This is a genomic window from Desulfofundulus thermocisternus DSM 10259 (genome assembly GCF_000686645.1).
GTDB lineage: Bacteria > Bacillota > Desulfotomaculia > Desulfotomaculales > Desulfovirgulaceae > Desulfofundulus > Desulfofundulus australicus.
Genome location: NZ_JMLG01000002.1, coordinates 55,520 through 70,160, shown reverse-complemented (window position 1 = coordinate 70,160; position 14,641 = coordinate 55,520). Strand labels below are relative to the sequence as shown.

Annotated in this window: 17 protein-coding genes and 1 tRNA gene; 17 read left to right on the top strand and 1 reads right to left on the bottom strand. The window is 53.7% G+C overall.

The features are described 5' to 3' along the window. The first annotated feature begins 133 nt into the window (after window positions 1-133). The 7 genes from murI (at window position 134) to BR83_RS0102365 (ending at window position 5,514) form a co-directional block, all read left to right on the top strand. A complete protein-coding gene (gene murI / locus BR83_RS0102395) occupies window positions 134-940 on the top strand; it encodes a glutamate racemase (protein ID WP_027355735.1) in 807 nt (268 codons plus the stop codon). A 70-nt stretch (window positions 941-1,010) separates the two neighbouring features. Beyond that, a complete protein-coding gene (locus tag BR83_RS0102390) occupies window positions 1,011-1,994 on the top strand; it encodes a 2-hydroxyacyl-CoA dehydratase family protein (protein WP_027355734.1) in 984 nt (327 codons plus the stop codon). 13 nt (window positions 1,995-2,007) lie between these two features. Further along, entirely contained in the window at window positions 2,008-2,781 is a 774-nt protein-coding gene (locus tag BR83_RS0102385) for an acyl-CoA dehydratase activase (protein WP_027355733.1), read from the top strand. A gap of 38 nt (window positions 2,782-2,819) precedes the next feature. Further along, window positions 2,820-3,593: an MBL fold metallo-hydrolase gene (locus BR83_RS0102380; RefSeq protein ID WP_027355732.1), complete on the top strand. Its 774-nt coding sequence runs from the start codon at window positions 2,820-2,822 to the stop codon at window positions 3,591-3,593. Between the two features lie 75 nt (window positions 3,594-3,668). Continuing rightward, window positions 3,669-4,454: a ribonuclease PH gene (gene rph, locus BR83_RS0102375; RefSeq protein ID WP_027355731.1), complete on the top strand. Its 786-nt coding sequence runs from the start codon at window positions 3,669-3,671 to the stop codon at window positions 4,452-4,454. Beyond that, window positions 4,420-5,025: an XTP/dITP diphosphatase gene (locus BR83_RS0102370; protein ID WP_027355730.1), complete on the top strand. Its 606-nt coding sequence runs from the start codon at window positions 4,420-4,422 to the stop codon at window positions 5,023-5,025. The genes rph and BR83_RS0102370 overlap by 35 nt, the downstream gene beginning before the upstream one ends. A 21-nt stretch (window positions 5,026-5,046) precedes the next feature. Beyond that, window positions 5,047-5,514, top strand: a complete 468-nt coding sequence (locus BR83_RS0102365) for a metallophosphoesterase (RefSeq protein ID WP_027355729.1) — start codon at window positions 5,047-5,049, stop codon at window positions 5,512-5,514. A gap of 50 nt (window positions 5,515-5,564) precedes the next feature. On the opposite strand, the gene BR83_RS0102360 is transcribed toward BR83_RS0102365, so the two are convergent. Continuing rightward, on the bottom strand, window positions 5,565-6,179 hold the full coding sequence (locus tag BR83_RS0102360; protein ID WP_027355728.1) for a DUF47 domain-containing protein: 615 nt from the start codon (window positions 6,177-6,179) through the stop codon (window positions 5,565-5,567). Window positions 6,180-6,371: 192 nt separating this feature from the next. Here BR83_RS0102360 and BR83_RS0102355 point away from each other — a divergent pair, with 192 nt between their 5' ends. The 10 genes from BR83_RS0102355 (at window position 6,372) to BR83_RS0102290 (ending at window position 14,592) form a co-directional block, all read left to right on the top strand. Beyond that, entirely contained in the window at window positions 6,372-7,391 is a 1,020-nt protein-coding gene (locus BR83_RS0102355; protein WP_027355727.1) for an inorganic phosphate transporter, read from the top strand. A 639-nt stretch (window positions 7,392-8,030) separates the two neighbouring features. Next, window positions 8,031-8,249 carry a hypothetical protein gene (locus tag BR83_RS0102350; RefSeq protein WP_027355726.1) on the top strand — a complete coding sequence of 73 codons (219 nt, stop codon included), beginning with the start codon at window positions 8,031-8,033 and terminating at the stop codon, window positions 8,247-8,249. A 164-nt stretch (window positions 8,250-8,413) separates the two neighbouring features. After that, complete coding sequence (locus BR83_RS0102340) at window positions 8,414-8,614, top strand: hypothetical protein (RefSeq protein WP_027355725.1); 201 nt, start codon at window positions 8,414-8,416, stop codon at window positions 8,612-8,614. Between the two features lie 67 nt (window positions 8,615-8,681). Next, a complete protein-coding gene (locus tag BR83_RS0102335; protein WP_027355724.1) occupies window positions 8,682-9,884 on the top strand; it encodes a sulfite exporter TauE/SafE family protein in 1,203 nt (400 codons plus the stop codon). A gap of 561 nt (window positions 9,885-10,445) precedes the next feature. After that, a complete protein-coding gene (locus tag BR83_RS17085) occupies window positions 10,446-10,613 on the top strand; it encodes a hypothetical protein (protein WP_157832949.1) in 168 nt (55 codons plus the stop codon). A gap of 270 nt (window positions 10,614-10,883) precedes the next feature. Beyond that, complete coding sequence (locus BR83_RS0102315; RefSeq protein ID WP_027355722.1) at window positions 10,884-12,395, top strand: ATP-binding protein; 1,512 nt, start codon at window positions 10,884-10,886, stop codon at window positions 12,393-12,395. 3 nt (window positions 12,396-12,398) lie between these two features. Next, on the top strand, window positions 12,399-12,764 hold the full coding sequence (locus BR83_RS0102310; RefSeq protein ID WP_027355721.1) for a sigma-54-dependent transcriptional regulator: 366 nt from the start codon (window positions 12,399-12,401) through the stop codon (window positions 12,762-12,764). Between the two features lie 322 nt (window positions 12,765-13,086). Beyond that, window positions 13,087-13,290, top strand: coding sequence for a hypothetical protein (locus BR83_RS0102305; protein WP_027355720.1), 204 nt, complete (start codon window positions 13,087-13,089; stop codon window positions 13,288-13,290). A gap of 183 nt (window positions 13,291-13,473) precedes the next feature. Then, window positions 13,474-13,547, top strand: a tRNA-Gly gene (locus BR83_RS0102295). A 115-nt stretch (window positions 13,548-13,662) separates the two neighbouring features. After that, window positions 13,663-14,592 (top strand): PP-loop family protein, encoded by a 930-nt coding sequence (locus tag BR83_RS0102290; RefSeq protein ID WP_027355719.1) that lies wholly within the window; start codon window positions 13,663-13,665, stop codon window positions 14,590-14,592. The last annotated feature ends 49 nt before the right edge of the window (window positions 14,593-14,641 follow it).

Here is a 14,641-nt window from a genome sequence, read left to right as displayed (position 1 = left end):
GAAAAGGGTTAAAACCGCTGCACGAAGTGAAGTGGACGAACGCCGACAAATACCGGTTAAAAAGCATAAGTTGCTGAATAAATATTAAGATGATCCTATCCTGAACATAATTTTTAAAGGAGAGAATTAGAAATTGAGCAATACCAGGCCCATCGGTCTATTTGATTCGGGGGTGGGAGGGCTAACCGTCTTGCAGCAGGTTTTTCGCCACATGCCCGCCGAATCCACCGTTTATTTTGGGGATAGCGCCCATGTACCCTATGGTCCCCGTAAGCCGGAAGAGCTGATCGGTTTTGCGGAGCGCATTCTCAACTTTTTAATTTCCTGCGAGGTAAAATATGTCATTTTCGCCTGCAATACCAACTCTTCCGTATCCCTGCCCGTGGTCAGGGAGCGCTTTGCCTTGCCCATGATAGGGTTGATCGAGCCGGGAGCAAGGGAAGCAGTGCGGGTAAGTACCGGGGGGCGCATCGGGATCATTGCCACGGAAGCCACCATCAAAAGCGGCGCTTACCAGCGGGCATTGAGAGCCATAAATCCCGGCCTGGCGGTGTTCAGCCAGGCTGCCCCTCGCCTGGTACCCCTGGTGGAGGCGGGCCGGGCCGGTACCAGGGAGGCCTTCGAAGTGGTATCCGAATATGTACAGCCCTTAAAAAAAGCCGGCATTGACACCCTTATTCTGGGTTGTACCCACTACCCGTTTCTGGAAGCCGAGTTCCGGGAGGCGCTCGGCCCCGGGGTTATGCTGGTTGACCCCGCGGAAGCAACCACCCTGGCTGCACGGGAAGAAATGTCCCGCCTTGGTTTGTTAAATAATCCCGGAGGCCTCCGGGTGCGGCACCGCTACTTTGTCAGCGGTGACCCCGTTTCCTTTAAAGAAACAGCCTGCTGTTTTCTGGGGGTTGAAATTCCCCCGGTGGAGCAGGTAATACTTGATTGAGGGTAAAACATTTAAATTTAGTCATCTGATGACCTGCCCTGGCAGCAGGTCGGAGGGGAGGGGAGCTGGATTGAAATCCCGCCGGGTGGGTATTACCACCACCGTACCCGTGGAAGTTATATACGCGGCAGGCTGCATACCGGTGGATTTGAACAACATATTCATTACCGGCCCCAATCCCGGGGAGCTGGTGGAGGAGGCGGAGCTGGCCGGTTATCCCCGCAATGTCTGCGCCTGGATAAAAGGAATTTACAGCACGGTCCTGCGCCAGGGGGATATCCGTACCCTGGTGGCAGTGACCCAGGGGGACTGCAGCAATACCCACGCCCTTATGGAGACCCTGGAGCTGGCCGGGGTGGAGGTGATTCCCTTTGCCTACCCCTTTGACCGGGACCGGGATCTTTTAACCCTCCAGATTGAAAAGCTTATGGACCGCTTCGGGGTGGACTGGGCCGCGGTTAACCGGGCCCGGGAGCGGCTGGATCGTATCCGGCGTAAAGTTTGGGAGATTGACCGCCTGACCTGGCAGGAGAACCTGGTTGGCGGGTGGGATAATCATCTTTATCAGGTAAACTGCAGCGACTTTAAAGGGGATCCCGATGCTTTTGAGCGGGAAGTAGATGAGTTCCTGTACCGGCTGAAGGAGGCCGGGCCCCGGCGGGAAGAAATCCGCCTGGCCTACATTGGTGTGCCGCCGATTATGGATGATCTTTACGACTACCTGGAAGAACGGGGTGCCCGGGTGGTTTATAATGAAACCCAGCGCCAGTTCACCCTGCCCTTTGCCACGGAAGACCTGGTGGAGCGCTACCGCCTGTACAGTTACCCCTACGGCATTTTTTACCGCCTGGAAGATATCACCCGGGAAGTAAAAAAACGCAACGTGCATGGTGTCATTCATTACGCCCAGAGTTTCTGCTTCCGCCAGATTGAGGACCTCATTGTCAGGCAAAAGCTCAACCTGCCCATCCTTACCCTGGAAGGGGACAAGCCCAACCGCCTGGACGCCCGCACCCGCATGCGCCTGGATTCCTTTATTGAGATGCTGCGATAAAGAGGTGTGTTTCTTGTACTGTGGTGTTGACCTGGGTAGCCGCAATGTGAAAATTGCCCTTATGGATTCCCGGGGGGAGCTGAAATTTTTTAAATTTGATACCATCACTTTTTACCGGGAACACGGCCGGCTGGAAGACGGCCAGCTGGCGGTGGATCTGTCCGCCCTGCTACCCCCTTCAACCCGGCCCCGGGTGGTGGTCAGCACCGGTTATGGCCGCCAGACCGTGGCCCTCAAAGGTGCCAGGACGATTCCCGAAATTAAGGCCCACGTTCTGGGGGCGGTTCATTTTACCGGGCTGTCCGACTTCACCCTGCTGGACCTGGGGGGGCAGGACAGCAAGGTGGCCCTGGTGCGGGGCGGGCGGCTGGTGGACTTTCAGACCAACGATAAGTGCGCCGCCAGTACCGGGCGTTACCTGGAAAATATGGCGGCCGTGCTCAACATCACCCTGGATGAGCTCAGCCGTTATTACGAAAACCCCGTGGATCTCAGTTCTACCTGCGCCATTTTTGGGGAGACAGAGCTGATTGGCAAGGTGGTGGAAGGACACCCCATTTCCTCCCTGGCTGCCGGGGTGAATTACACTATTTTCAAGCGCATCCGCCCCATGCTGCAGCGGCTTTTTAGCGAGATCCTGGTGTTTACCGGTGGCGTAGCCCGGAACACCGCCTTGCGAAAGATCCTGGCCCGGGAGCTGGGGGTGCAGGTGGTGGTTCCCGAACATCCCCAGTATACCGGGGCCGTGGGCTGCTGCGTGGAAGCACGGTTGAGGAGTCCGGATTGATTGCCGTGACCTTACAGGAGAGAGGGGGAGGTATTGTCATGCGGATTACCGTACTGGGGTGCTGGGCTCCCTACCCGGCCGCAGGGGGGGCCTGTTCCGGTTACCTCCTGCAGGACGGTGGAGGTAATATCCTGCTGGATGCCGGCCACGGCACGTTCAGCCGGCTGGTGCAGTTCATACATCACTGTGACCTGCGGGCGGCGGTGATTACCCACCTGCATCCCGATCACTATGTAGACCTGCACTGCCTGCGCCATGCCACCGCTGCCGGCCTGCGGGAAAAGCTCCGCTGGCGTAAAGTGCAGCTTTTCCTGCCCCCGGAACCGGTACATATTTTCGAGGAACTTTCTGCCTGTACCGACGCCTTCGATGTGGTCCCCATCGAGTCCCTGCCGGAAGAAGAGGTGCCGCCGGGAATAAAGGTGCGCTGCGGGTCGGTGGGACCGGTAAGGCTTTTCTTCCTGCCGGCCCGTCACAACCTGCCCGCCTACTCGGTGGGGGTGGAGGGATCGGGCTATTTTGTCTATTCCGGGGACAGCGCCCCCACCGGGGAACTGGCGGCCCTGGCCGAGGAGGCGGGCATTTTCCTGTGTGAAGCTTCGGGCCTGGACAAGGACGCCGAATTCCTGCACGACCGGCATATGACCGCCCGCCAGGCGGGAACCCTGGCCCGGCAGGCCAGGGTTAAGGAGCTGATCCTCACCCATTTTTATCCCGAATACGATCTCGCCCGGATAAGGGCCGAAGCTGAAGCCGGTTTTGGCGGAAAGGTCGAGCTGGCTGTTGAGGGGGATACATATTTTCTGTATTGATGACGGTCAGGGCATACTATGGCATGCGGGCTGTGCAACGGCGCGGCAAAAATAATAGAACGGGAGCGTGAATTTATGGAAAGGGTGGACGGAAGAAAGCCCGGTCAAATGAGGCCGGTGAAAATTACCCGGAACTACAATAAATATGCCGAGGGTTCGGTCCTGGTGGAGGTGGGCGATACCCGGGTTATCTGTACGGCCACGGTAGAAGAGAGGGTGCCCCCATTCCGGCAGGGCACGGGTACGGGCTGGGTAACCGCCGAGTACGGCATGCTGCCCCGGGCCACGGGTGTACGTACTCCCCGCGACCTGAACCGGAACAAGGGGCGTGCCCAGGAAATCCAGCGGCTCATTGGCCGCTCCCTGCGCTCGGTGGTGGATTTATCCGTTCTCGGGGAGCGAACCGTGATCCTGGACTGCGATGTTATCCAGGCTGACGGCGGTACCCGTACCGCATCCATTACCGGATCCTTTGTGGCCCTGGTGGATGCCCTGGCCCACCTGGTGGGGGAGGGGCTGCTCCCTTGCTTACCGGTGAAGGACTTTGTAGCCGCTACCAGTGTGGGCCGGGTAAACGGGGAGCTGGTTCTGGACCTGTGTTTTGCCGAAGACTCGGCTGCGGAAGTGGATATGAATGTGGTAATGACCGGTGATGGTCGCCTGGTGGAAGTTCAGGGTACCGGGGAGGAAGCTTCCTTTACCCGGGAGGAACTGGACCGGATGCTGGACCTGGCAGCAGAAGGCATCCGGCTGCTGGTGGAATATCAAAAAGAAGTCCTGGGCCCCGCCCTGGTGGCCCAGATTGGTCCCAAAGGAGATCTGAGCGATGAAACTGGTACTGGCTACCCGCAATCCAGGTAAGGTGAGGGAGTTAAGTCAGCTCCTCTCGCCGCTGGGTTATGAAGTTCTGTCCCTGGAGCACTTCCCCGGTGTGCCGGAAGTGGTGGAGGACGGGGCTACATTTAGAGATAATGCGGTGAAAAAGGCCACGGCGGTGGCCCGCCATACCGGTCAGCTGGCCCTGGCCGACGATTCCGGGCTGGAGGTGGATTACCTGGGGGGGGCGCCGGGGGTGCACTCGGCTCGCTTTGCCGGTGAAGGACACGACGACCGGGCCAACAATGAAAAGCTCTTGAGGCTTTTAGCCGGTGTCCCACCCGAAAAACGTACCGCACGCTTTCGCTGTGTGGTGGCCGTGGCCACGCCGGAAGGGAAGGTTTTTACCACGGAAGGAACATGTGAGGGAGTAATCGCGGAGGAGCCCCGGGGTGAAGGGGGTTTCGGTTACGATCCCCTTTTTTACGTACCCTCCTGTGGGAAGACATTTGCCGAGCTGGACCCGGAGGTAAAGAACAGGATCAGTCACCGGGGGCGCGCCCTGGCCCTGATGAGGGAAATCCTGGCAGGCCTGCGGTATGAGCTGGAGGGTTGAGTCGGAAAGCGGGGGTTATCCATGCGCGCTGGTGTAATCAGTGATACTCACGGCAGGCTGGAAACGGCCGTCAAAATTTTGAATAAAATAAAATCGCTGGATTTAGTGCTTCACGCCGGGGATTTTTACCGCGATGGCCGGCTGCTGGCGGAGATATTGAACGTGCCCGTTCATGCTGTGGCCGGTAATTGCGATTGGGAAAGGAACGGCCCGGAAGAAGAGGTGCTGGTCCTGGAGGGGAAAAAGGTGTTCCTCACCCACGGGCATCTTTACCAGGTGCATTTTTCCCTGCAGAAACTTTTATACCGGGCCCTGGAACTGCAGGTGGACGTGGTGGTTTTTGGGCATACCCACGACCGTTACTGCCAGGTACACGAGGGCATTTTGTTTTTCAATCCGGGCAGCGTGTATGCCCCCCGGGGAAAACACGGCCCGGGAGGCGGCCTGCTGATCATTGAAGGAGGGGAAGTCAGTTCGTCTTTCCTGTAAGTTGCTTGCCCCCGGCATTTAAACAGCCGGGGGCTTTTCCCAACTGGATTTCAGCTGCGCATGATGATGCCTTCCAGGGTATTGGCTACATCTTCACAGCAGTCCAGGATCGATTCCATGGTCGCATAAATTTCCTTGAACTGGATGATTTTTTTCAGGTCATCGTTTTCCGCGAAAAGGACCTGCAGGCTTTCCCGGTAAAGCTGGTCGGCTTCTTTTTCCAGGTCGTTTATTCTATAGGTGTGCCGGCGTATATCATCGAGCTTTTTGTCGACCAGCAGTTGCACGGCTGTATAAATCTCCTCCGTGCAGTTTTCCACTATCCGGGCAAAAAGGCACATATAGGGGTCCGGTTCTTTGATGCGGTATATATCCAGCAGATCGGCACAGGCTTCCATGCCGTCCAGCACATCATCCAGCTTTACCGTCAGCAGCATGATGTCTTCCCGCTCCAGCGGGGTAATGAAGGTCTGGTTCAGGGCCTTGAATATGGCATGGGTGTACTCATCACCCCGGTCTTCCAGCAACTTGATATTTTCCGCGTAGGCTTCCGTATCCTTCAAAAGCTCTACATTTTCCCGGAAAAGCCTGGCTGCTTCCTTGATATTTTTAACAATATGGAGGAAGTTTTCAAAAAAGAAATCGTGCCTGCGTTTTAAAAACATCGGTAAATTGCCTCCGCTATCAGTATTTGAATATCTTCCTGGATCATTTTAAACTTTAAGCCAATAAAAAGTCCAGAGGGATCGGCATGTAGGGACAAAATTTTGTTCCTGCTTATTAACAATCTGCAAATTCGGTGTTAATATACAGAGGGAACCTGTCCCACAGTCTGTGCGAGAAAGGGGAAATAACGGTTGTTCAGCCCTGAACTTCTGTTGATTTTCGTGATCATCGTCCTGGCGCTGACCTTTGACTTCATCAACGGCTTTCACGATACGGCCAACGCCATAGCCACTTCCATTTCCACCAAGGCTCTGAGACCCCGCACGGCCATCATCCTGGCTTCTGTAATGAATTTTGTGGGGGCCATGACCTTTACCGGCGTGGCCAAGACCATCGGCGGTAAAATTGCCGACCCCTTTTCCCTCAGCAACGGTCTGGTTATTGTGCTGGCCGCCCTTGTAGCAGCCAGTGCCTGGAACCTGATCACCTGGTATTACGGCCTTCCCAGCAGTTCCTCCCACGCCCTGATTGGTTCCCTGACCGGGGCGGTGATTACCGCTGCCGGCTTTTCGGCAGTTAATTTCCAGGGTTTCATCAACATCCTGGAAGCCCTGGTTTTCTCTCCCCTCCTTGCTGCGGCTACTGGTTTTACCGTTATGACATTGATAAAACTGATTTTCCGTAAAGCCATACCTCACCGGATTAACCGGCGTTTCCGGATGCTCCAGGTCTTTACTGCCGCCTTTCAGGCTTTCTCCCACGGGACCAACGATGCCCAGAAAACCATGGGGATCATTACCTTTGCCCTGGTTGCCGGCGGTTTTCAAAATGATTTAAGCATACCTTTCTGGGTCAAGTTTTCTGCCGCCCTGGCCATGGCCCTGGGAACATCCGTAGGCGGGTGGAGGATCATCAGGACCGTGGGGACGCGCATCATCAAGCTGGAGCCCGGCAGCGGGTTTTCTGCCGACTTGAGCTCGGCCCTGGTAATCCTGGGGGCCACATTGCTGAAACTGCCGGTGAGCACCACCCACGTCATCTCTTCCTCAATCATAGGCGTGGGTGCAGCCAGGCGTTTTTCCATGGTCAAGTGGGGGACGGCCCAGAAAATAGTCGCCGCCTGGGTGGTGACGCTGCCGGTAACCGCAGTCCTGGCGGGAATATCCTACGGGCTGTACGCCGGGATTACCCGGCTGGCATCAGTATTTTAAGTTGCCGCAATGCTCATGCTGCCTGGGAGACAGGTACTTCATACCCCGGCAGTATATTTTTTTGCGCTTACTCCCCGGACATTCCTGTCTGCAATCGTGCTGGAACGGAAGGGTACGTAGAATTCTGTGACTGAGGAATAGCCGCCGGGCGTAGAAAAAAAGAGGCCCCGTAAAGGGGCTGGCGGGTACACTGTTGACCCGGGAATTTATATGAGCAGGGCGGTTTTAACGGAGTTACCGGATGCCGTAAGCCGGGCCGGCTTTTCCCAAACGTTATACCCGGAGTTGTTTGGGAAAGGGGCATATAAAAAGGCTGGCTACCCTGGTTCAAAACCAGGTGGCCAGCCTATCGTTGTTCGATTCGGCTGAAAAGGGATTTCGTCCGGATTACCCCAATTAAATGGTATCAAAAGAAGCAGCCGTAGTCAATATAATAATCTGGTCGAATGGCCCGGAAAAAAATTTATTTCAACCAATTTTATAACGAAATAGTTATTGACAGGGGATTGTGAATTTGGTAACATGGGGTCAAAGAAAAAACAGGCCGAATGGAACAACCATAGGCCGGTTTTCCTGGTACACCCGGGAAGCCGGCCTTTTTCACTTCCCCCAAAATTTTTGCGAAAGGGGAGAAAGCCGATGTCGGATAAGCATTCCCCCGTGGCCGTGGAAAGGGAAAAGGTGGAGGATGTGGTCCTGCTGGCCGTGGATATAACAGGTGTTTCTACCATTTCAGTTCTAACCATCATCCTTTACCTCAAGGCATTCTCTCCCCAGAAGTATACTCTGCTGGTCAATAAACTGCTCCTGGCATTTAATAAACTGGAAAAGATTGCTGTACAAATATCCACCTGGTAAAGAAAGGAGGTGAATTCCATGGGTAAGCTTCTAATCAGGATATTTATCGTGCTCTTCTGTACCGTTTCCGTAGGCCTGTGGCTTTTCTGGTTGCTTAGTGGTCAGGTGTAGGGGCAGGGCTGGCTAAAATGCTAGGTAAAAAATTAAGAAAGGGGGAATCATGAATGATTGGCGAGTACTTCACATGGGCTGCCGGGCTGGCCAAAAATTCACCCTTTACTTATGCCGTGGTGAATTTGGGAACCATGGTGGTAGCGGGTGTAGCCATCGGCCTGATCGCCGACGGGATCTTCAGGTTATTGCGCGTGGATCTGGGTTCCTACAAGAAAGAATTCGAAGATGAAAGTACAGTTATCAAGCAATAAAACTCAAGCAATTATTCCGTTCATTCATGGGTTGTAATAATTGGCTTGAAGAAAGGGGTGTTGGGTTATGATGCACATGCCTGTTAGCGGTGTGGAGATGGCCTGGTGGCCGCTACTGCTGATTGGCTTTACCGTCGGGGTGGTGGGAGGTTTCTTCGGCATCGGCGGCGCCTGGATGGTCACGCCGGCATTGAACATCTTCGGTTTCCCCATGATTTATGCGGTGGGTACCGACATGACCCACCTGGTGGGTAAATCCATTATAGCCACCTTCAGACACTGGAAATTCGGCCACGTCAGTGTAATTATAGCGGTAGTGATGCTTATCGGCACCTTCTCCGGCATTGAAAGTGGCGCCCAAGTTCTCCTCTGGCTCACGAAAAAGGGAATTGCCGGAAGTGTGGTACGTTACATCTACATGGTGTTGCTGGCCTCCATCGGTATCTTCATGCTTTCGGAATACCTGCGGGTAAGAAAGCTGGAAAAGGAAGCTGGGAAGCAAGTCAAAGACATCGTTGGCACTGCCTGGTCCCGCTGGATCCAGGACACCCTTAATATCTGGCCTACCTTCTACTGCCCTGTAGCCAGGATGCGCGTCTCCCTTTGGGCCATCCTCTTCGTGGGCGTAGTGACCGGTTTTGTAGCCGGTATCCTCGGGGTTGGCGGCGGTATCCTGCGAGTACCTGCGCTGATTTATTTGATGGGTGTACCGACGAAGATTGCCGTGGGTACCGACCTGTTTGAGGTTATGTTCTCGGGAGCTTATGGCGCCTTTACGTACAGCCTAAAAGGCGGTGTGGAACTGGTTGCCGCAGTGATCATGCTGATGGGAGCCAGCGTGGGTGCCCAGTTCGGTACTATCTGTACCAAGTATGTGTACGGCATCACCATCCGCTTGGTCTTCTCAATTGCTACCTTCTTTGCCTGTGCCTCGGTAATTCTCAAGCAAATTTCCTCCCGCTGTGCGGCGGTTTACAAGAAGCCTTTTGAGGCTTTCCTCGCGGAACAAGGGCTTACACCTGCTGAAATCTCCGCCATATACGCGAAAAAGAGCGCCGTTTATCATTACATGGTAGAGGTAGCCAACAAGCCCGATTGGTGGGCCGCATACACAAAGTACTACCTCTGGAACCAGGCGGGGGGTATTATGATACTTACCGCCGCTGTGGGTATTACTGCCTACATTCTCATCCAGCTCTACCTGGGCGTGGCCAGAGAAATAAAGGAAAAGCGCCTGCGCGAGCAGGAAGCAGCTAAGATAAAAGCATAAAGCTTACCTCCCGCAGGGAAGGAGCCCCGGTATGTAGCCGGGGCTCCTTATTTTTATAGACCCGGGGGCTTGGGGCGCCAAAACTTATCGGGGTCTTCCGGGTTCCAGTAGGCATCACAGTCCAGGCAGCAGTATTTCCCCAAGGGCGGGATAAGGCAAACAAACAGGCCACAAAGCAGGGCGATAAAAAGCAGGCTGCGTATCCATGGGTAAAAGTAACCCAGCAGTAAAAAAAATAATGCTCCCCCAAATCCCAGGCCCAACCCGGCCGCCAGCCTGATAATACGTCCGCGGGTGGTGTTTTTTGAACCACAGGCGGGACAGGGAGGTGTTTTAATTTTGGGAATGGGTAAAACCACGGTGGATTCCCCCTTTTACTAATTTGTGAAATAATTCGCTAACAAAGCGCATTTCCCTATGTGCCGGACACAAAAATTTGCCGGATACCCAAATTTTTAATCTTTCAAATATTATGATTACCATTGACCTCCGGCCGGTGGTATATTATCATTGAAGAAAATGTACCTTGAAAAATAAAAAGGGGTAACGGGGGGGAGCTCCATGTGGATGGGGGAATGGGGGTATCCGCCTGATCGTCATTTTCCTGAAGAGGCGGACGACCCAGGGTTGCTCAGTGACCTGGTTGACGTCCTGGGTTCTTTCGTCAGCGGTGCGCTGATAGTTGTGTGGCTATCCCGTCTGCTGGGACCTGTTATGGGCTGGTACTGAAACTTAACGGGCATAAAAGTTTTCTTGTCTGCTTTTACGCATAATCAATTGATGTCTTAAGGAATTGGGCCGAATGGAACAACCATAGGCCGGTACCCGGTATATTACCGGGTTACCGGCCATTTGTTTTCCTGGAGATACCCCTCTCCCCTGCTTCCCCCTTGAATGTAGCCCTCTCCTCAGTGGCGATATTTCAGAACGGGAGGAGGAATGTGTATGGAGATAGCGAACTATTTCACAAGCCATAAATAGGTCGGGAGGGGTGCCAGGATGGTAAATTTCCGGCCCCGGAGTTTCAGACTGCAGGTAATTAGTATTGTGGCCGTATTGTTGATTGTTCCTGTGCTGGTGATGATCTACGACATTCTTTTTGCTTCCCGGACGGATGACCAGTTGATCAAGGACATGCAACACAGGCTGGGTGCGCTTGGTGATCACCTGGGCGAACAATTGGAGGCCTGTGTTCTGGAAAAAAGTAGAGACAATCCCCGGATAGATTTAACCGGTTGTGTGGTGGATGAGTTTAACCGCCTGACTGCTCCCCTTGTCAGGAGCCACCCGGGGATCCGTTGCGGTTTATATATCACTGGCCAGGAACGCATTTGGGTGCAGGGGTTTCTCCACGAATACCGGCCCCGCCAACCGGAAACGCCTGAAGAGCGGGTAGAACGCATTTTTAGGGAGGCTGAGGAAGGCATTAAGGCCGTGCTGGCCGGGGGCCAGCCGATTACCAGGATCGGCCAGACCTGGGATGACCAGTTTCTTGAGTACCTGGTGCCGGTGCGTGTTCAGGGAAAAGTGGTGGCTGTGGTTTGGGTTGAGGAGCGGCTGCACCCCCTCTTTGCCCGGAGTGCCCGGGCGCGTTTGTTGCTTCGTTATGCCACATTGGGGATTTTCAGTTTTGCCGTAGTGGCTACCCTGGCCAGCCTTTTGTCCCTGATACGGGGAGTGGACCGGTTGAAAAAAGGGGTTCGGGAACTGGAGAAAAACCTGGCGGCCAGGGTCCCGGAAATGCCCGGGGAACTGGGTGAAATTGGCCGCACCATCAATCACATGGCGGCGAGCCTGGAGGAAAAGGAGCAGCTGGTTGAACACCTGCGCCGTTCCGAACACCTGGCAGCCCTGGGCCGCCTGGTTGCCGATATTGCCCACGAGTTGCGCGCTCCCATCGGGATTATGCAGTCCACGGTGGAGGTGATAAAACCATCCCTGGCAAAAAATGAGGAGATGAAAGAGCCACTGTCCATCATTGAAGAACAAATTTCCCGGTTGCACGGGCTCGTTGGTGAATTGCTCAACTTTGGCCGGCCGGGCAGCGGTATGAGGGAGCTGAATCTCAACGATTTAATAACGGAAGTTACCGCCAGCAGCAAAACGTATTTCCTCCAGAACGGCGTGGAATTAAATTTATCCCTGGCTGAGGGATTGCCGCCGGTTAAAGGTAACGGTGATAAACTGCAGCAGGTGTTTTTGAACCTGATCGTTAATGCCGTGCAGGCCATGCCCGGTGGTGGCCGCCTGGATATAGAAACCTTTACTTCTTATGATGGTGTTTGCGCAGTGTTCAAAGATACGGGTGAGGGTATTCCTCCCGAGGATCTGGATCATATTTTCCAGCCCTTTTTCAGCCGTAAAGCAAAGGGTAGCGGTCTGGGCCTGGCCATCAGCCAGGAAATTGTCCGCATCCACGGGGGGACGATCAGGGTGGATAGCCGTCCCGGCCAGGGTACGGCGTTTACCGTTTGCCTGCCGGTGAAAAGTAACGGAGAAAAGGAGGGTTAATCCATGGCCCGGGTTCTGGTTATTGACGACGAGAAAGGAATGTGCTGGGCGTTACGCAAGGCTTTGGAGGATGAAGGGCATGAGGTGATCACAGCTTATAGCGGTTCGGAAGGGTTGAATTTACTGGCCAAAGAGGAAGTAGATTTAGTGCTTCTGGATATCAAGATGCCGGGGATGAGCGGTCTGGAGGTCCTGGAGCACATCCGGAAGAAGGATGAAAAGCTGCCGGTAATCATTATGACCGCGTTAAGCAGCTTGCCCACCGCACTGGAAGCCCTGCAACGGGGCGCCAGTGGTTATGTAACCAAGCCCTTCCAGTTAAATAATCTTAAAGAGACAATTAATAAAGCTCTTTCCGTTTATGGTTGACGTTATGGTGCTGATTTGATATACTTAAAAGCAAAGTAAGCTTAATGTAATAAATTGAATAAATGTTAACGGTCAGCTGAATCGAACAACGATAGGCTGGTCTGCCCGTGGTTTGGTAAGGGAGGCCGGCCTGTTGTTTTTATAGCCGTCTTTTATGAAAAAGTGTAAATAGTAAGACAGGCTGAATTGGTTGACAGTGCAGGGGTGCTGTGGTATTGTTTTTGTGAATTATAGTACAAGACCCCAATTTTTATTGCAGGGTCCAGTTAATGGGATTTAATTTGGTGGGTGCCGGAGAAAACCTCCAGGGGGGGTAAGAAAGATGGTAAAAGAGGGCGGTACCATGCAAAGTTTTACCAACCGGGAAGTGCAGTTGATAAAGTTCATCCGGCAGCTTGGGTGGGGGGAGGTCAGGTTGCGGGTGGAAAATGGCCAGCCGGTTTTAATATACGAAGCCATAAAAACAGTTAAACTAGAAGAAGATGTTTATTTAAATAAGGGCCGCAAAAAGCAGGCTCCTGTCTAGCAGACCTGTCAATTATGCAGGCCCGTCTTGTAATATGCCTGTCCTGCAGTAATTTGGAGGGGGAAAATCCTATCAAATACCGAAAAGTTTTTAATCCTTTCCCAGATAATTGTTTTGACTTCACGGAGTGTTTTCGCTATAATATACTTGCTGCCGGCAACTAAAAATAATTTTCTCGTGCGAGCGGGTGTAGCTCAATGGTAGAGCACCGGCCTTCCAAGCCGGGTACGTGGGTTCGATTCCCATCACCCGCTCCAATTATTGATATGATGAGGTTTTCAGGGTGTTGGGGAAACATGTAGAAAAGCGGTCAGGCCGGTACTCCGCGTCCCTCCCCTTTCATTATCAGTGAAAGAAAGAGGGTGGTTGACCATGCGACGTTGTATAAAATGCAAAGGGGAGCCGGCAATTGATCTCAAATCGAATAATACGGCCTTTTGTAAAGAGCATTTTATAGAATACTTTTTGAGACAGGTAGCCAGGGCCATTAAGAAATACAATATGTTTTCCAGTGATGAGAGAATACTGGTTGCCGTTTCCGGTGGCAAGGACAGCATGGCCCTGTGGGATGCCCTGTTATCCCTGGGATATAATGCCGACGGGTTGCACGTTGACCTGGGTATAGGAGAATATTCCACGGGTTCCCGGCGGATTTGCGAGAATTTTGCTGCCAGCCGGGGAGCCAGGCTGTATATCCTTTCGCTGGAAGATATGTACGGCACCAATATGAGGGAAATTGTGCGGCGTACCCGCCGGGTGAGCTGCTCCGTATGCGGAACGGTAAAAAGGTACCTGATGAACCTGGTGGTCCAGCAGAAGGGCTACCGGGTGGTGGCTACGGGGCATAACCTGGATGACGAAACGGCGGCCCTGCTGGGCAATTTATTTGGCTGGCAGGAGGGATATCTGGCCCGCCAGTACCCTCACCTGCCTTCAACCCATGCCCGCCTCCCGGCAAGGGTTAAGCCGCTGGTTCGCCTGGGAGAGCTGGAAACGGAAACGTACTGCCGGTTGAAGGGGATTGATTATCTCGCCGATGACTGTCCGCTGGCCAGGGGAGCAACATCTCTGGCCTATAAAGAATTAATCAACTCCCTGGAAGAAAAAATGCCCGGTACCAAGCAAAGATTCCTCTTTGGTTTCTGGGATAGGGGGCGCAGGAATTTCACCGATACTCCCGTGGAATTAAAAGAGTGCTCCCTCTGTGGCCAGCCGACGACGGCCGGCACCTGCCTTTTCTGCCGCCTGATGCAGAAGGCCGGGCTCGACCCCCTGATCCAGCCGCAGGTACAGGAGATGTAAAATGCTTTGCACAGGTTGTTGCTGTCCAAAACTTAGTATTGTATAATAT